Raw genomic sequence first — 17,716 nt, 5'->3', positions numbered from 1 at the left:
CACAGTATCCGTGTCGAGCACAAAACCTGTGGGAACGAGCTTGCTTGCGAAGGGCGGCGATAAGGTCGAAGATCAGACCGAGTAAGTCTTGCCCGTATGGTTATTGAGGGAAATAACCTTGGTCTTGCCAATCCGGTGACGGTAGATCTCGCGCAGGTACTTGATCGACTTCTTCACGCAATCGCGCGAAAGGCGAATGTCGTTGATCGAGACAAACTTTTCTTTGTCGTTGATCAGCTCGCGGTACTTCTTCTCGTACATCGGCTTGATCGCGTACCAGTTGGTATCGAGGATCTTCGCCGGGTTCTCGAATTCGTTGAGCAGGTCGTCGATACGGTCTTCGTCGAATGCTTCGTTGATGATGAAGTCGAGGATCGAGTTGTCGAGGGTCTCGTCGAAACGGTACGGGGTCTTGGCGAAGCAGCGCTTGATGAACGCCACGATCAGCGTCAGGAAGTCGTCCGACAGGCACGGGCTCTTGGCGATCAGGGTGGTCAGCGACAGGTTGGCCGAGGCCCCGATCACCAGCGCATAGCGCTTGAGCGTGGTGTTGGGGAACAGGCTGTTGAGATGAGTCTTCAACCGGTTCAGGTCCATGTACGACAGCTTGTAGTCTTTGGGCAGCGAAACGATCGAGACCACCGACGAGCAGTTCTTGAAGAAGTGCAGGTCGTGCAGCGCGGCGGCGTCGTAGCCGGAATTCTTGTACTGCTCCAGCGACGCGCGATAACGCTTGGATTCGATCGGCAGCAGACTGATGCCTTCGATGGCCTGGGTCACCTTGTTGAAGTGCGGCAGGTCGATCGAGCGGAAGAACAGGTCGTCGATGTTCAGGCGCTGCGGCTCTTTGTCGAACACCTTGAACTTGTCGCTGCTCGGCGGCGGGGTTTCCGGCACCACGGATTCGGCGTAGGCAATCGCCACCGGGCCGGCCAGACTCATGAACAGGTCGTTGGCGTCCAGCCGAATGGTCTCGCCGATGTCGATGCCGGCGCGACGGAAATAGTTCTGGTCGTAATCGGTCGTGACCGCCTGGGCCGTCAGAATGTTGAAGATCTGCTGCGAGATGTACTGGTTGGCGTGCTTCTCCATCGCATTGACATCAATGTTCTGGATGTTGCCGTCATCGCTCTCTTCGGCGTAACGCATGATGTCGTTGGAGATCAGCATCATCGCGTTCCATGGGCGGATACGGCCCATGACGCTGGCTTCGCTGCTGTCTTCGTTGGCGAAGTTGTACGAGAAATCCCATTCTTCCGACAGGTATTTGCACAGCAGGCGACCGGCGTTGATGTGCAGCGCCTCGGACATTTCGCTGCGGTGGTCGGAGATGTTCGGCAGCACACAGATGCCGCTGGTGAAGATCGGTTCGAACACGAACGAATGACCGCTCTTGCCGTCATGCTCGTCCATCGGCTTGGTGTCGAACGTCTTGTTCATGTACGAGTGCTGCTGGGCCAGGCCGAATTCCGAGGCCATGCCCGAACCGGTACCGCCGCCGGCACTGAAGATCGAGAAATACAGGCGCGACTGGTTGGCCTTGATGCCGCAGCTGTCGATCAGGTACGAGTGGATCATTTTCCAGTCAGGGCTGGAGAAACGCTGGGTGTCCTTGTTGAGGATGATCTTCGCCAGGTACTGGCCGAGGATCGGCGCGTTACCGGCGCCACCGGCGTGGACTTCGGACAAGTCCATGATCTTCATCTTGCTGTAGTCGCGCAGGAAGCCGCTTTTTTCGCCCTTGCGCGAGAAACGGATACGCCCGGCAATGTCCTTGTCGAGGTCGCCGAGCATCACCAGCGGTTCCACCAGGAACACCGGTTTGCTGCCCTTGTTCGGGCCGATCCGCAGGTTGGTCTTGATCCACTGGGCCGGGCTGTAGCCCTTGTCGGCCAGGCGACGATCGCTGGATGGGCGATCTTCGTTGTTGAATTCGTTGAGGTAGAACTTGCGCGCGTTGTACACCAGCTCCGCCACGTCGAGGGCGATGTTGGAGCCGCAGCGACCGAGGCCGATCAGGCACACCGACGGGAATTCCTGGTCGTTGTGCTGTTCGTTGTCGCCTTCCAGGTGCGGCGGGCGCGGGAACACCAGGTCACGCAGGCCGTCGAGGTTGTCGAGGATGCGGTCGGTATTGGTTTCGGTGAAGTACAGGTATTGCTGGGTGCCCAGCGGGCGCGAAGGAGGCAATGGCTTCATCGGGGCAGGGCTGTTCGCCGCAGGGCTCAGAGTCAGATCGGATACCGCAGTGGCCGGATTGTTTTTAGAAGTCATTGTGCGCCATATACCTGGACTGGTTGGTTCAGCGACCGCTGTCGTCGAACCTCACGGAATGGGAATCTCGCGTCTTTTTTCTGCGCGTGTTTGGCCCGTGCGTCAGGGGTCTGGCCTGAGTGCCGCGCGGGGGAATCCTTTCCTGATTGATGATGGATCGGCCATTATTCGGCGATCTTTAATCAAAAGGAGGCTAAATGATGTCAACGCGACCTTCGTTGGGTTTTGCCGGAATCGGCCTGATGGGCCTGCCGATGTGCCGCCGCTTGCTGGCTGCCGGTTATTCGCTGACCGTGTGGAACCGCAACCCGGCCAAGTGCGCGCCGCTGGTCGAGGCCGGTGCCCGGCAGGTGGCGACCCCCGCTGAACTCTGTGAACAGGCCGATTTGGTAATGCTGTGCCTGGCGGACACGGCGGTGGTGCGCGAAGTGGTGTTCGGCCCGGCCGGTGTGGCCGAAGGAGCAAAACCCGGTCAGTTGCTGGTGGATTTTTCCAGCCTCGAACCGACGGCCACCCGTGAAATGGCGGCTGAGCTGGTCGGCAAGACGGGCATGGCCTGGCTCGATTCGCCGGTGTCCGGCGGAGTGGTCGGGGCCGAGGCGGGTAGTCTGGCGATCATGGTCGGCGGTGATGCAGCGGACCTTGATCGCGTACGCCCGGTGTTGCTCGAACTCGGGCAGCGTGTCACGCACATGGGCGGCGTCGGCGCCGGCCAGGTGACCAAGGCCTGCAATCAGATGATCGTCGCCTGCAATGCCTTGGTGATCGCCGAAGTGGTGGCGCTGGCCGAACAGGCCGGGGTCGATGCCAGCCTGATCGCCGAGGCGCTGGCCGGTGGTTTTGCTGATTCGAAACCGTTGCAGATCCTCGCGCCGCAAATGGCAGAAAGCCGTTTCGAACCGGTGAAGTGGCACGTGCGCACGCTGCTCAAGGATCTGGATACCGCGGTGAAGTTTTCTCGGGAAACCGGCTCGGCCACGCCGATCAGCGGATTGGCCGCACAACTGATGCGCCTGCATGGGGCACAAGGCTTTTTGCAGAAGGATCCAGCGACACTGGTGCAAATGTACCGCGGGCCAGACTCAGCGGATTGACCGTGTGCGCGTGTTTGCGCTGATTGATTTCCTCCAGCACCGGGCGCAGTTCGGCCAGTGGCACCGGGCGGCTGAGCAGGTAACCCTGAATGAAGTCGCAGCCCGATCGCTCAAGAAACTCGTATTGCTCCAAGCTTTCGACGCCTTCGGTGACCACCTGCAAGTGCAGGGTGTGCGCCATGACGATGATCGCCTGGACGATCTCCATGTCGGCGGTGGCTTTGGGAATATCGAGGATGAACGAGCGATCGACCTTCAATGTGTTGAGCGGCAGGCGCTTGAGATAGGCCAGCGACGAATAACCGGTGCCGAAGTCGTCGATCGACAGTGACACGCCGAGGGCGCGGATCTGCCGCAGCAACACCAGTGTGTTGGCGATGTTGCCCATCAAGGCGTTTTCGGTAACTTCCAGTTCCAGCCGTTCCGGCGCGACGCCAGCGCTGCGCAAGGCATGCTCGATTTCATTGGCCAGTTCTTCCCGGGCCAGATTCAGCGGTGAGCAGTTCCAGGCAATCTTCAGTTCTTCACAGCCATGGCGTGACAGTTCACCGAGGTCTTCACAGGCCTTGCGCAGCACCCAGTTATCGAGTTCGGCGATCAGGCCGTTGTTTTCAGCGATGGCGATAAAACGATCCGGCGTCAGCAAGCCATGCACCGGATGCTGCCAGCGAATCAGCGCCTCCAGCTTGGTGACCGTGCCCGTCTTGAGTTCGAAGATCGGCTGGTAAAACAGCATCAGTCCGTTCTCTTCGCGCAGGGCCTGGCGCAGTTCTTCTTCAAGTTGCAGCTCAAGGCTGGCGCGGTTCTTCAGGTTGGAATCAAAAAAATGCACGCCGTTGCGTCCGGCGCCCTTGGACTGATACAGCGCCAGATCCGCGTGTTTGAGCAGCTCGTCGCAGGTGGTGCCGTCCTCGGGAAACAGGCTGATGCCAATGCTGGTGGTCATCACCATGCGCCGACCGGCCAATTCGATCGGCTCTTTCATTTTGAGCATGATGCGCTGGGCCAGATTGCGCGCCTCTTCACGGTCGCGCAGGCCGATGAGGATGCAGAACTCGTCGCCGCCGAACCGCGCGACCACGTCTTCATGACTGCGTACCGAACCCTTTATGTGCTGCGCGATGACCTTGAGCAGTTCGTCGCCGGCGTCATGGCCGAGACTGTCATTGATGCGCTTGAAGTGATCGATGTCGAGGAACATCACCGCCAGCATGCCGCCTTCGCTGGATTTCTGGCTGAGTTTTTCCGCGAAGATCTGATTGAACCCTCGACGGTTGATCAGGCTGGTCAGGGCGTCATAGTTGGCGACCTGTTGCAGTGACATGCGTGCCTGATCGAGTTGACTGAGCAGTGCATTGACTCGACGCAGATCGTGTTCTTTGTTTTGCAGCTTCTTGTCGGCCAGCGCGGCGCTGATGGCGCTGCCGAGGATCAACAAGGTGATCAGCGCAACCGTAAGGCCCAGTTGCAGATGGCTGGTTTGCGTGGAAAGGGTCGGGAGGCGCCCCTCGGGCAGCACCAGTTGCAACGCGGCCATGCCGGTAAAATGCATGCTGAGGATGCCGGCACCGAGAATCAGCGCGGCCAGGTATTTCAGCATCGGCAGGTGCAGGCCGGTGGCTTCGCGCAGGTTGCCAGCCACCCACAGTGCGGCGAAGCTGGCCCCGATGGCGATTACGATCGATGCCAGAAACAGGGTTGGTTCGTAATAAGCCGTCGCGGCGGATTGCATGGCCGCCATCCCGACGTAATGCATGCCGGCAATGCCCAGGCCGATGACGATGGCGGTTTTGGTGTATTGCAACAGATTCGGTCGGGGATCACTCAAGGTGTGCATCGCCAGCCAGGAGGCGAGCAATGCGATCAAAAGAGAAAAGAGGGTGACAGGCAGGTCGTACTGGATATCGATGGGTGCCTGGAAAGCCAGCATGCTGATGAAGTGCATCGCCCATATGCCGCCGGCCAGACAGGTGGCGCCGATCCAGCGCCACAGTCGCTGCGAACCGGGTTCTTCAGCGTGGGCGACCCGTTCCGCCATATCGAGGGTGGCGAAACTCGCGGCGCAGGCGACCAGGTAGGCCACCAGCACCAACAGGGGATTGTGTGTGCAATTGAGGATGACCTGCCCGCTCTCCGGCTGCTCGGCAACAAATTGCAAACCAAGCCACTCCATAGCATGCCCCGTCTCTGAGTGCGTCCTTACTGCGTCATCAACGCAGGCGAATGTCAGGAGTATAGAGGCGGTTTTTGGCGTGCAAGCGATAGTGGCACATTGGCGCTAATGATTTTGGCATGAGCGTCATAGCGTTTGGCGCTAAGCATTGAAACGCCTGAACTCAGGCGACTTCGTTCCAGTGCGGTTGCAGCGGCGGCAGGCCGAACCGGGCACGCGCCTTGTCGCAGTCGGTGTTCTGTTCGCCGTTTTCCCACGACGCTTCGAACTCGCGGCAGGGGCTGGAACGCTTGTCGTAGATCGTGCAGGCCACCGATTTTCCGACTTCGCCCTCAAGCGCGGTACAACGTGGCGCCTTGCGGTCGGTGCCGATCATGGCGACCCGGCTGGGCGTGATCTGGGTGACCAGTTCATCGGGCACGGTCCCGCCGGAGGATGCGCATTCACCCCAGAAAAAAGAAACACGGAAATGGGAACAGCAGGCACCGCAATTCAGACACGGACTGGCTTCGGACATGGGCGGGGGTATCAAAGGGATTGATCGGCAGGATCCGGACGGATCCGGCGGCCATTCTAGGCTTTGCCACAGCGTTGGGAAGGGGGGCGCGAAAGTATTTTTTCATTGCCGGATTTTTCCGCAAAACCCCCGGTTTCAGGGGGATTCGAAGCATTTCAAGGGCTTACGTTTCGTTACACGGCCATGGCTTGTCATCAGGCTGACGAATGATGACAGACAGCCCCGACGAGCGTGACTAGATTGCAGGTTCCGGGCTCGGATGCGTTGGCAGTGAAGCCCTAATAACAATAAAGAGACGGACCCATGCAGAACTCGACCCAAGCGGCGAATGCCTGGCGCATTCTGTTCCTGCTGTTCCTCGCCAACCTGTTCAATTTCTTCGACCGCACCATTCCGGCGATCATCATCGAACCGATCCGCATGGAATGGCACCTCAGCGACTTCCAGCTGGGGATCGTCGGCACCGCGTTCACGCTGGTCTACGCGATTGCCGGATTACCACTGGGGCGCCTGGCCGACACCGGTTCGCGCAGCAAACTGATGGGCTGGGGCCTGGCCACCTGGAGCGCGCTGACGGCGGTCAACGGTCTGGTCGGCAGTTTCTGGAGTTTCCTGCTGGTGCGCATGGGGATCGGCATCGGGGAAGCGAGTTACGCACCCGCCGCCAACTCACTGATCGGCGACCTGTTCCCGGCCCATCGCCGCGCCCGGGCCATGGGCATTTTCATGCTTGGCCTGCCGCTGGGGCTGCTGCTGGCCTTCTTCACCATCGGCTGGATGGTCAAGGCGTTCGACAGCTGGCGCGCGCCATTCTTCATCGCCGCCGTACCGGGGCTGGTGCTGGCGGTGTTCATGTTCTTCATCAAGGAGCCCAAGCGCGGCGCGGCGGAAACCGTGCAAGTGTCCCAGGAAAAAGTCGACAAGCCGATCCGTCGCGTCCTCGCAGTGCCGACCTTTCTGTGGCTGGTGATGGCCGGGCTGTGCTTCAACTTCGCGACCTACGCCTGCAACTCGTTCCTGGTGCCGATGCTCCAGCGTTATTTCCTGATGCCGTTGCAGGAAGCTGCGGTGGCGACCGGGGTGATCGTCGGTGTGACCGGGTTGATCGGCCTGACCCTCGGTGGCTGGATCGCTGACAAGATTCACCAGCGGGTGGCCAACGGGCGACTGCTGTTCGCCGCGTTCAGCCTGATCATTTCCACGTTGTGCACGGCGTGGGCGCTGCACGCCGGGCGCATCGAGATCGGGGTGTTTGTCGCAGTGTTCAGCGTCGGCTGGCTGTTCGCCTACAACTTCTATACCTGCGTGTATACGGCGATTCAGGACGTGGTCGAACCACGCCTGCGGGCCACGGCGATGGCGCTGTTCTTTGCCGGTTTGTATTTGCTGGGCGGCGGCCTGGGGCCGGTGGTGGTCGGCGGTTTGTCGGATCACTTCGCCAAGTCGGCGATGGTTGCGGCGGGCGCCGAGCAGATGACCGAAGCGTTCAAGGCTGTCGGGCTGCATGATGCGATGTACCTGATTCCGGTGGCGCTGTTTCTGACCATGGTGTTCCTGTTCCTCGCCTCGCGCTGTTTTGTGCGGGATGCGAAGCGGATGAAGGAAGGGCTGGTGGCGGTGGTTGAGCCAGAGGTTGCAGCGGTGACTGCATAACCGCCATCGCGAGCAGGCTCGCTCCCACATTCGACCGCTTTTCCTCCTGAAGGAACCCGGCCAACTGTGGGAGCGGGCTTGCCCGCGAAGAGGCAATCAGCCGCGCAGCATAAATATCAGGCAAACAAAAAGGCCCGCATCGCTGCGGGCCTTTTTGTTTTTGGTGATGGAGCAGGGCGGTTTTAACCCGCCACCAGCACCCGGATCGCTTCAAGTCGCAGCGCTGCCTTGTCGAGCATTGCCAGACCTTGTTCACGCTGCTTGCGCAGGGCATCCAGTTCGCTGTCGCGCACGGTCGGATTGACCGCCTGCAACGCGGTCAGGCGTGCCAGTTCTTCGTCGGTGTCGGCTGCCAGACGGCGGCGGGCCTCGGCGACGCGCTCGGCGTGACGCGGGGTGACCTTGTCTTCACCGGCGTTGATCCGTGGCGTCAGCTGATCGCGCTGGGCCTGGATGAACTTGTTGGCACTGGCGCGCGGCACGCTTTCCAGTTGATCGTTGAGGGTTTCGAACGCCACGCGCGACGACAGGTCGTTGCCGTTGGCATCGAGCAGGCAGCGCAGGGCGGCCGGCGGCAGGTAACGGCCCAGTTGCAGCGAACGCGGGGCAACCACTTCGCTGACGTAGAGCAATTCCAGCAGCACAGTGCCAGGCTTGAGCGCTTTGTTCTTGATCAGCGCGACGGCGGTGTTGCCCATCGACCCGGACAGCACCAGATCCATGCCACCCTGCACCATCGGGTGTTCCCAAGTGATGAACTGCATGTCTTCACGCGACAGCGCCTGGTTGCGGTCGTAAGTGATGGTCACGCCTTCGTCGTCGCCCAGCGGGAAGCTGGCGTCGAGCATCTTCTCGCTCGGCTTGAGGATCAGGGCGTTTTCCGAATGGTCTTCGCTGTCGATACCGAAGGCGTCGAACAGGGTTTCCATGTAGATCGGCAGGGCGAACTGATCGTCCTGTTCGAGGATGGCCTCGACCAGCGCTTCACCTTCGCCGGCGCCGCCGGAGTTGAGTTCCAGCAGGCGGTCGCGACCGGTGTGCAGCTCGGCTTCCAGCCGCTCGCGCTCGGTGCGCGCTTCGTCGATCAGCGCTTGCCACTGGCCATCGTCGGCTTCTTCGAGCAGCGGCAGCAGGCGTGGGCCGAACTGATGCTGCAAGGCGTTGCCGGTCGGACAGGTGTTGAGGAACGCGTTCAGGGCTTCGTGATACCACTGGAACAGGCGCTCTTGCGGGCTGGTTTCCAGGTACGGCACGTGCAGTTCGATGATGTGTTTCTGGCCGATCCGGTCGAGACGACCGATCCGCTGTTCCAGCAGGTCCGGGTGCGATGGCAGATCGAACAGCACCAGGTGGTGGGCGAACTGGAAGTTGCGACCTTCACTGCCGATTTCCGAGCAGATCAGCACCTGCGCGCCGAACTCTTCGTCGGCGAAGTAGGCGGCGGCGCGGTCGCGCTCAAGGATGTTCATGCCTTCGTGGAACACCGTGGCCGGGATGCCGGAGCGCACGCGCAGGGCGTCTTCCAGGTCCATTGCGGTTTCGGCGTGGGCGCAGATCACCAGCACTTTGGTGCGCTTGAGCATTTTCAGCTGGTCGATCAGCCACTCGACGCGCGGGTCGAATTTCCACCAGCGTTCTTCTTCGCTGGCGTCCGGCTGGGCCTGGAAGCTGACTTCCGGGTACAACTCGGCGTGTTCGCCCAGCGGCAGTTCGAGGTATTCGTCCGGGCACGGCAGCGGGTACGGGTGCAGTTTGCGCTCCGGGAAACCCTGCACGGCGGCGCGGGTGTTGCGGAACAGCACGCGGCCGGTGCCGTGGCGGTCGAGCAGTTCACGCACGAGTCGGGCGCTGGCTTCGGTGTCGCCATCGTTGACGGCGGTGAGCAGGGCTTCACCTTCGTTGCCGAGGAAACCGTGGATGGTCTTGTGCGCGGCCGGCGACAGGCGACCCTTGTCCAGCAGCTCCTGAACGGCTTCGGCCACCGGGCGATAGTTTTCGCTTTCGGCGCGGAAGGCGGCCAGGTCATGGAAGCGGTTCGGATCGAGCAGGCGCAGACGGGCGAAGTGGCTGTCCTGACCGAGTTGTTCCGGGGTGGCGGTGAGCAGCAGCACGCCGGGAATGACTTCGGCCAGTTGTTCGACCAGCGAGTATTCCGGGCTGACTTTGTCTTCATGCCACACCAGGTGGTGGGCTTCGTCGACCACCATCAGGTCCCAGCCGGCAGCGAACAGGGCGTCCTGCGCCTTTTCATCGTCGACCAGCCACTCCAGCGCCACCAGCGCCAGTTGAGTGTCTTCGAACGGGTTGGTGGCATCGCTTTCGATGAAGCGTTCTTCGTCGAACAGCGCGACCTGCAGGTTGAAACGGCGGCGCATTTCCACCAGCCACTGGTGCTGGAGGTTTTCCGGTACGAGGATCAGCACGCGGTTGGCGCGGCCCGACAGCAGCTGGCGATGGATCACTAGGCCGGCTTCGATGGTCTTGCCCAGACCCACTTCGTCCGCCAGCAATACGCGCGGCGCGATGCGGTCGGCGACTTCACGGGCAATGTGCAGCTGGTGGGCGATTGGTTGTGCACGCACGCCGCCCAGGCCCCAGAGCGAGGACTGCAACTGACGGCTGGTGTGTTCCAGGGTGTGATAACGCAGGGAGAACCACGCCAGCGGGTCGATTTGGCCGGCGAACAGACGGTCGCTGGCCAGACGGAACTGAATGAAGTTCGACAGCTGGGTTTCCGGCAGGGTGACCGCTTCGTTCTGCGCGTTGAGGCCGTGATAGACCATCAGGCCGTCGACGTCGTCGACTTGCTGGACGGTCATCTTCCAGCCTTCGAAGTGAGTGATCGAATCGCCGGGCGAGAACCGCACGCGGGTGAGGGGCGCATTCCGTAGCGCGTACTGGCGAGTCTCGCCAGTGGCCGGGTAAAGCACGGTCAACAAGCGGCCGTCCTGTGCCAGAACGGTGCCTAAACCAAGCTCTGCTTCGCTGTCACTGATCCAGCGTTGCCCCGGTTGATACTGCTGCGCCATGCTGCCTGACTCCCACCTTGAAAAAGCGGGCTATCTTAACGGAATGAGGGCCCGAGGCCAAAGTATAAGGAGCCTCGGCCCGGCTTTTGACCCCAATCGGCCAATTGCAGGGAAGATTAGGTCATGCATCGGTTTTACGGGATGTTGCGGCACCCTTGAGTGCCAAACCGGTCACAAGTTTGCGACCGATGGCTCAAGGCACCCCTGGCGCCGCCGATAACCTGCTGACAGGAGACCCTTCATATGCTGCCACCGATGCTCCCCCTGAGCGCCGTGCCGATCACCTCCCAGCAGGATCCGATCCGCCAGCGACCGGACATTCCCCCTGTGGTGCCGGTGCAGGAAAGCTCCAACGAAAGCACCATCGACCTGCAAAAGCGCGATCCGGAAGAGGACGGCTATCTGCTGCGCGAAGAGCAGCGCCGCCAGCAGGAACGCGATCGCCGTCGCCGTGAAGCCGACGACGACCCCGAAGCGCACCTCGCCGTGCCCGGCACCGAACTGAATGCCGACAACACCGTGCCGGTGGCGCCGTTGATGGAAGATCAGCCGCGTCAGGGGCTTTGGGTTGATATCGAGATTTGAATTGTCGCAGAGCCTTTGTGCGTGTGGCTGGTCAGCGCCGGCGTGAGGCCGCATTATTGGCGCAGTCCTGTCGGTGATCCGGCAGTTGTGATTCAGTCCAAGCGATGCACCGAACGCCATGAGCCAAGACGACAAACTGATCGACCTCAACACCGAACGCGCCAAGCGGGTTCATGACCTCAACGAGAAGCGCCTGAATGAAGTTCGGCAGGCTTTCGAGCAGGCCATGCCTTTGGGCAAACCGAAGAAAAAGCCGAAAAACAAACCGAAAAAGCGTTGATCTCCCCTGCATCCGTTGATGCAGGTCAGTTATTTCCCTTCCTTTCCTCCGCATGGTGACCGGCATTGATCCCGGTCAATTCCTGCGCCTGCCTGATTGGTTAACTTAGCTCCATCGCAGCAGAGCAGGGGCCAGGAGGCCAGTCATGTTTTTCGATAACGTGGTGTTTGCCGGGGTCCTGACTGTGGGCCTGATGGTTCTGTTTTTTGCAGGGTTTGGATTTTTTATCTGGAAGGATGCGAACAAGCGCAAGAAGCCTTGATTCTTCCGGGTTTGATGAGCACGCAAGGCATTTTGGGCAACTTCGGTTGCCCTTTTTTTTGTGTCTTGGCGGCCTTTGGGCCGACCATGCTTTGGGTTGTTTGGGGTGAATATCCGTTGCTGCGGTAACGGCTTCTTAGGGTTCCGCCCTTACGGCGGGTCACCTTTTCCAAACGCCGAAAAGGTAACCCAAAAGGCTTTACCCTGACGTACGGCCCTCGCTGTGGCTCGGGTTCCTTCGCTCCGGGATTGATCCGGGGGCATCGCCTACGGTTTGCTTCGCTGCACCTCCTCTCGATGCATGCGGCTACGCCGCACGGTCGCTGCGCTCCCACCCCCGGATCAATCCCTCCACTCAGCCTGCCGACGGGCATTGCGATCAAAAGCGGTACTCGAGCTAACGCTCATTGTGTTGAGTGGTGGGAAGCCAAAGCAGAAGCAGGAGTTGTTGATCGTTCCCACGCTCTGCGTGGGAATGCCGCCCGGGACGCTCTGCGTCCCATTTCTGAAGCCGACAAAAAAGCGTGATCCTTTCAAATCTCGCCTTTGATCGTTCCCACGCTCCGCGTGGGAATGCAGCCTGGGACGCTCTGCGTTCCATTTCTGGAAGCAACAAAAAAGGCGTGATCCTTGCGAATCACGCCTTTTTCATTACAGCGGTCTATCAGCTACCCAGCGCCTTCGACGCCAGCCAGAACAGGCCGGCCGACAGGGCCACGGTGGCTGGCAGGGTCAGGACCCAGGCCAGGAGGATGGTTTTCACCGTGCCGCCTTGCAGGCCGCTTTTGTTGGCGACCATGGTGCCGGCCACGCCCGAGGAGAGGACGTGGGTGGTGGACACCGGCAGGCTGAAGATGTTGGCCATGCCGATCAGGCTGGCGGTGGTGATCTGGGCCGACATGCCTTGCGAGTAGGTCATGCCTTGTTTGCCGATCTTCTCGCCGATGGTCAGTACCACGCGTTTCCAGCCGACCATGGTGCCCAGGCCCAGGGCCAGGGCGACCGCCAGAATCACCCAGAACGGGGCGTATTCGGTGGTGGTGGTCAGGTCTTTGCGTAGTTTGTCCAGGTCAGCCTTCTCACGCGGGGCGAGGCCTGGCAGTTTGCTGACTTTCTTCGCGGTGTCGTCCAGGCAGAGCAGGTAGCGACGCACTTCGATGCGGCTTTCCGAGGACAGCGAGTGGTAGTCGGCTACACCTTTGAGGGTGTCGAGCAGGGCGGCGATGGTCGGTTCGGTCTGTTGCGGGTTGCAACGGAATTTCTCCGGCAGGTCGCCTTCCACGCTTTTGCCCAGCGCCAGGAACTCGCCCAGGGTGTCGGCGTTGCGCTTGTAGAACTGGCTCAGATGCAGGGTCGCGTCACGAGTACGCTCGATCTGGTAGGTGGTGCTGTTCAGGTCGAGGACGAACTGCGCAGGCACGATACCGATCAGTACCAGCATGATCAGGCCGATACCTTTCTGACCGTCGTTGGAACCGTGCACGAAGCTTACGGCCATGGCCGAGATCACCAGGACCAGACGGTTCCAGAACGGTGGGTGCTTCTTGTCGTCGATCTTGCGGCGCTGTTCCGGCGTCTTGTGCATCTTCGACAGCGGGCGCCACCATTTCAGGCCGATCAGCACCAGCGCGGCGATCAGGAAGCCCGCCATCGGCGAGAACACCAGTGAGGCGCCGATATCGATCGCTTTCTGCCAGTTGACGCCGTCAGCCAGTGGAATTTCGTTGATCAGGGCGTTGGCCAGGCCGACACCGAGGATCGAACCGATCAGCGTGTGCGAGCTGGAGGCCGGGATACCGAAGTACCAGGTGCCCAGGTTCCAGGCGATCGCGGCGGCGAGCAGCGAGAACACCATTGCCAGACCATGGCCGGTGTTCACGTTGATCAACAGTTCTACCGGCAGCAGGTGCACGATGGCATACGCCACGCCAACGCCGCCCAGCAGTACGCCGAGGAAGTTGAACACGCCCGAGAAGAACACCGCCAGGTGAGGCGGCATCGCTTTGGTGTAGATAACAGTGGCTACCGCGTTAGCGGTGTCATGAAATCCATTGATGAACTCGAAGGCGAGGACAAATGTCAGGGCGAGCAGGAGGCTCACAAGCACCCAGGCATCCAGTCCGCTGAATAAATCGATCATGAAGGTTTTCTGACCCGGTCATAAGGGGGCGCGATTATGCCAGAAAAGACTGGAAATCGATCCCCTACCTGCTCATCGGTAAGCTTCTTCGCCAAATTAATTTGTATCAAGGTGCATTACCCAAGCTTTTTGCAGGGTTTTGCAAGGTGTTGATTCAATTGATAAAAATGCGATACGCCGGCGAATTGGTCGGTTGTCGGGAGGGGGCTGAAACTTGTATGAAATATCTGAGAAACGCGTCTGACATGCTCCAGACCTGTGCAATACAGGGGAGTTGGCCGCTGCCCGCGGGTAGCGGGCGCGCAAGGCATCGTCAGTCCACCGTGCTTGTAACCCGGTGAGTACGCTTACCCTCGAAAGATGCAAAGGACGGTTTCAAGGCTCTTCGGCTTTGAGTTCCTCTTCCATTTTTTTCAGTTCTTGCTGGAAGACCTGATCCTGAACGGTAGGGCGTTTACGCCAGGCTTTGCGTTCTGGTTCGGGCTGGGCGGCGTAGGTGGTGACTTCCCCGCCGTAAACTTCCTTGTAACGTTGTTCCTGGCGCTCAAGTTCCGCGCGCAGTTCGTCTTTCGTCACAGTGCTACCTGTATGAGTTGAGATAAATGTCTGGTGAACGCACTGCAACGAATCATTTAACCGGTTCACCAACAAGCGCTCGCCCGGACAGGCAGCGGTGTTGTCGGGAAGACGGTCAGGACTTCCATGTTGCAGGCGGCTACGGCACCAGATTAAGACTGACGCAGCATCAGTTTCCTGTTTCAGCGAGCGCGCTGGCGGTGCATGAGCAATGAGCATCAGGCGCTGGCCGGGGCTGGCGGCGATGGACATCGCGCCAGCGGGTGGCACCGTCGGCAAATAAAAAGCGCGGTGTCACTGAGGTGCATTATAGCGGCCGATTCGGGATTGACTATCTTTGCCAAGTTAAAAACGTTTGCGCATGTGTGATTGTTTTGTGACGTGCAACTTCCGGCAATAGTTGCATCTTTGTTGCGCAGTGTTTGATTTCTGGCGCCATTTAGTCGGACAACTAAGGCTCGTTAACTATGCAGGCGTTCCAGGTTCAAAACTGCTCAGAGCGGCCCGCCGGAGGAGGTCAGGGCGATTGCGATTATCGGTCGACGGTTCGATAATCGCCCGAAGTTGGCGGTTTGTCGCTTGTGTATCTGCCGGCGAGCCGCTTGTATAGCCGTTGATCCGAACAAGAAAAAAAGGAACCACATGAACGATCAAATGCGCAATTCCTTCACCTCGGTAGCGCCGCCGATCGTCGCTTCGCCGGCCAAGCGTATCCAGGCCCTGACCGGCGATCCGGATTTCATGACCTCACTGGCCCGTGGCCTGGCGGTGGTGCAGGCGTTTCAGGAGCGCAAGCGCCACCTGACCATCGCCCAGATCAGCCACCGCACGGAAATTCCCCGCGCCGCCGTGCGCCGTTGCCTGCACACGCTGATCAAGCTCGGCTATGCCACCACCGACGGGCGCACTTATTCGCTGCTGCCCAAAGTACTGACCCTCGGACACGCCTATCTGTCCTCGACACCGCTGGCGGTCTCGGCTCAGCCGTACCTCGACCGCATGAGCGAGCAACTGCACGAAGCCTGCAACATGGCCACGCTGGAGGGCGACGACATCCTCTACATCGCCCGTTCGGCAACCACTCAGCGTCTGATTTCGGTGGACCTCTCGGTGGGCGGGCGTTTGCCGGCGTATTGCACGTCCATGGGACGGATTCTGCTGGCAGCGCTGGACGACACCTCGCTGCGCGAATACCTCGACCACGCCGAACTGGTGGCCAAGACCAGCCGCACGATTCACACCCCCGACGCCTTGCTCGAATGTTTGCAGGAAGTCCGGCAGCAGGGTTGGTGCATCGTCGATCAGGAACTGGAGCAGGGCCTGCGTTCGATTGCCGTGCCGGTCTACGACGCTTCCGGCCAGGTGGTGGCCGCGCTCAACGTCAGCACCCACGCCGGTCGCGTCAGCCGCACCGAGCTGGAACAGCGCTTTCTGCCCGGCCTGTTGAGCGCCAGTCGTGACCTCAGTGCGCAATTGTTTGCCTGATGAACCTGTTCGATAAACGCACAGAGTTGCGTTTATCGAATTGACGCTAAAACCCTCGGATCATTAATGTCGCGGCAGCGTCATCCGGCGCGAATGTGAATGAGCCCGCCGGATTGTCGACTCCCATAATAATGACAAGAGGCAACTTCCCATGCGCACGTTCCCCGACTGTCGCCGCTCCTGTTCCTGTTGCTGGTATTAGCGCAACGCCCGATTTCTTCCTTATATAGTTGTGACCGTGCCGCTCTCTGGCCGGCCGCCGTTCGACTGCGTTTTTTGCGTGGAATAAAAATAATGAACCAGCCTCAGTCCGCTGTAGGTCACTGCCTCGATGTGCAGTCCTTCATCAATGCCCAACCGATCTCGCGCTATCAGTGGCGCGTCGTGATCCTGTGTTTCCTGATTGTGTTCCTCGATGGCCTCGACACGGCGGCCATGGGTTTCATCGCGCCGGCTCTGTCTCAGGACTGGGGCATCGACCGCGCCAGCCTCGGCCCGGTGATGAGTGCCGCGCTGATCGGCATGGTCTTCGGTGCGCTGGGCTCCGGTCCGCTGGCTGACCGCTTCGGGCGAAAAGTCGTACTGGTCGGCGCGGTTTTTCTGTTCGGTGGTTTCAGCCTGGCCTCGGCCTACGCGACCAACGTCGATCAGTTGCTGGTGCTGCGCTTCCTCACCGGTCTGGGGCTGGGGGCCGGAATGCCGAACGCTACCACGCTGCTGTCGGAATACACCCCGGAGCGCAAGAAGTCGTTGCTGGTGACCAGCATGTTCTGCGGCTTCAACCTCGGCATGGCCGGCGGCGGATTTATTTCGGCCAAGCTGATCCCGGCATTTGGCTGGCACAGTCTTTTGCTGATCGGCGGGATTCTGCCTCTGATCCTCGCTGTGGTGTTGCTGCTCTGGTTGCCGGAATCGGCGCGTTATCTGGTAGTGCGCAATCGCGGCACCGACAAGGTACGCAAGGCTCTCGCACCCATTGATCCTGCCACCGTCGCTCAGGCCGCGAGTTTCAGTGTGCCGGAACAGAAAACCGTCAAAGCACGCAACGTGTTCGCGGTGATTTTCTCCGGCACCTACAGCGTCGGTACGTTGCTGCTGTGGCTGACCTACTTCATGGGTCTGGTGATCGTTTATCTTTTGACCAGTTGGCTGCCGACCCTGATGCGCGACAGCGGCGCGAGCATGGAGCAGGCGGCGTTTATCGGCGCGCTGTTCCAGTTCGGCGGGGTGTTGAGCGCGGTCGGCGTAGGCTGGGCGATGGACCGGTTCAATCCGCACAAGGTCATCGGCATTTTCTACCTGCTGGCCGGGGTGTTTGCGTACGCGGTGGGGCAGAGTCTGGGCAACATCACGTTGCTGGCGACGCTGGTGCTGGTGGCGGGCATGTGCGTCAACGGCGCGCAATCGGCGATGCCCTCACTGGCGGCGCGGTTTTATCCGACTCAGGGCCGCGCGACCGGTGTGTCATGGATGCTCGGGATTGGCCGGTTCGGCGCGATTCTCGGGGCGTGGATGGGCGCGACTCTGTTGGGGTTGGGCTGGAATTTCGAACAGGTGCTGACAGCGCTGGTGATACCGGCGGGCCTGGCTACGGCAGCGGTGGTGATCAAAGGCCTGGTCAGTCACGCGGACGCGACTTGAGTTTCATT

The 17,716-nt window shown here is 60.4% G+C and carries 13 protein-coding genes; 7 read left to right on the top strand and 6 right to left on the bottom strand.

The features are described 5' to 3' along the window. Positions 1 to 72: 72 nt before the first annotated feature. Positions 73 to 2,274 carry a hypothetical protein gene (locus CAF63_RS02425; RefSeq protein WP_085683270.1) on the bottom strand — a complete coding sequence of 734 codons (2,202 nt, stop codon included), beginning with the start codon at positions 2,272 to 2,274 and terminating at the stop codon, positions 73 to 75. Between the two features lie 197 nt (positions 2,275 to 2,471). Between CAF63_RS02425 and CAF63_RS02420 the strand changes: the two genes are divergently transcribed. After that, a complete protein-coding gene (locus CAF63_RS02420; RefSeq protein WP_178081255.1) occupies positions 2,472 to 3,368 on the top strand; it encodes an NAD(P)-dependent oxidoreductase in 897 nt (298 codons plus the stop codon). On the opposite strand, the gene CAF63_RS02415 is transcribed toward CAF63_RS02420, so the two are convergent. Then, entirely contained in the window at positions 3,259 to 5,541 is a 2,283-nt protein-coding gene (locus tag CAF63_RS02415; protein ID WP_085683269.1) for a bifunctional diguanylate cyclase/phosphodiesterase, read from the bottom strand. The two genes, CAF63_RS02420 and CAF63_RS02415, sit on opposite strands and share 110 nt — an antisense overlap. A gap of 163 nt (positions 5,542 to 5,704) precedes the next feature. Beyond that, positions 5,705 to 6,058 (bottom strand): YkgJ family cysteine cluster protein, encoded by a 354-nt coding sequence (locus tag CAF63_RS02410; RefSeq protein ID WP_085683268.1) that lies wholly within the window; start codon positions 6,056 to 6,058, stop codon positions 5,705 to 5,707. 303 nt (positions 6,059 to 6,361) lie between these two features. Here CAF63_RS02410 and CAF63_RS02405 point away from each other — a divergent pair, with 303 nt between their 5' ends. After that, positions 6,362 to 7,711, top strand: coding sequence for an MFS transporter (locus CAF63_RS02405; RefSeq protein WP_085683267.1), 1,350 nt, complete (start codon positions 6,362 to 6,364; stop codon positions 7,709 to 7,711). Positions 7,712 to 7,893: 182 nt separating this feature from the next. Here CAF63_RS02405 and rapA read toward each other — a convergent pair whose 3' ends face one another. Beyond that, positions 7,894 to 10,740 (bottom strand): RNA polymerase-associated protein RapA, encoded by a 2,847-nt coding sequence (gene rapA, locus CAF63_RS02400; RefSeq protein WP_085683266.1) that lies wholly within the window; start codon positions 10,738 to 10,740, stop codon positions 7,894 to 7,896. 243 nt (positions 10,741 to 10,983) lie between these two features. On the opposite strand from rapA, the gene CAF63_RS02395 reads away from it, so the two are divergent. The 3 genes from CAF63_RS02395 to ccoM all read left to right on the top strand — a co-directional run bounded on the left by CAF63_RS02395 (position 10,984) and on the right by ccoM (position 11,867). Continuing rightward, positions 10,984 to 11,325, top strand: coding sequence for a hypothetical protein (locus tag CAF63_RS02395; RefSeq protein WP_007959194.1), 342 nt, complete (start codon positions 10,984 to 10,986; stop codon positions 11,323 to 11,325). Between the two features lie 118 nt (positions 11,326 to 11,443). After that, positions 11,444 to 11,605 (top strand): hypothetical protein, encoded by a 162-nt coding sequence (locus CAF63_RS28785; RefSeq protein ID WP_007959203.1) that lies wholly within the window; start codon positions 11,444 to 11,446, stop codon positions 11,603 to 11,605. Between the two features lie 145 nt (positions 11,606 to 11,750). After that, positions 11,751 to 11,867, top strand: coding sequence for a cytochrome c oxidase subunit CcoM (gene ccoM / locus CAF63_RS29120; protein WP_007959205.1), 117 nt, complete (start codon positions 11,751 to 11,753; stop codon positions 11,865 to 11,867). 663 nt (positions 11,868 to 12,530) lie between these two features. Here the strand turns inward: ccoM and CAF63_RS02390 are convergent. Further along, on the bottom strand, positions 12,531 to 14,006 hold the full coding sequence (locus CAF63_RS02390) for an inorganic phosphate transporter (protein WP_007957824.1): 1,476 nt from the start codon (positions 14,004 to 14,006) through the stop codon (positions 12,531 to 12,533). Between the two features lie 375 nt (positions 14,007 to 14,381). Further along, the gene (locus CAF63_RS02385; RefSeq protein WP_007957826.1) at positions 14,382 to 14,582 is read right to left on the bottom strand and encodes a hypothetical protein; all 201 of its coding nucleotides are present in this window, start codon (positions 14,580 to 14,582) and stop codon (positions 14,382 to 14,384) included. Positions 14,583 to 15,224: 642 nt separating this feature from the next. Here CAF63_RS02385 and pcaR point away from each other — a divergent pair. Together pcaR and CAF63_RS02375 are read left to right on the top strand one after the other, a co-directional pair. Beyond that, on the top strand, positions 15,225 to 16,067 hold the full coding sequence (gene pcaR, locus CAF63_RS02380) for a pca regulon transcriptional regulator PcaR (protein ID WP_007917109.1): 843 nt from the start codon (positions 15,225 to 15,227) through the stop codon (positions 16,065 to 16,067). Between the two features lie 294 nt (positions 16,068 to 16,361). Continuing rightward, the gene (locus CAF63_RS02375) at positions 16,362 to 17,708 is read left to right on the top strand and encodes an MFS transporter (protein WP_085683265.1); all 1,347 of its coding nucleotides are present in this window, start codon (positions 16,362 to 16,364) and stop codon (positions 17,706 to 17,708) included. The last annotated feature ends 8 nt before the right edge of the window (positions 17,709 to 17,716 follow it).

It is taken from the genome of Pseudomonas sp. B20(2017) (genome assembly GCF_002113125.1).
Taxonomy (GTDB): Bacteria; Pseudomonadota; Gammaproteobacteria; order Pseudomonadales; family Pseudomonadaceae; genus Aquipseudomonas.
Note: the sequence above shows the minus strand (reverse complement) of the source record. Positions and strands in the feature narration are given on the sequence as shown.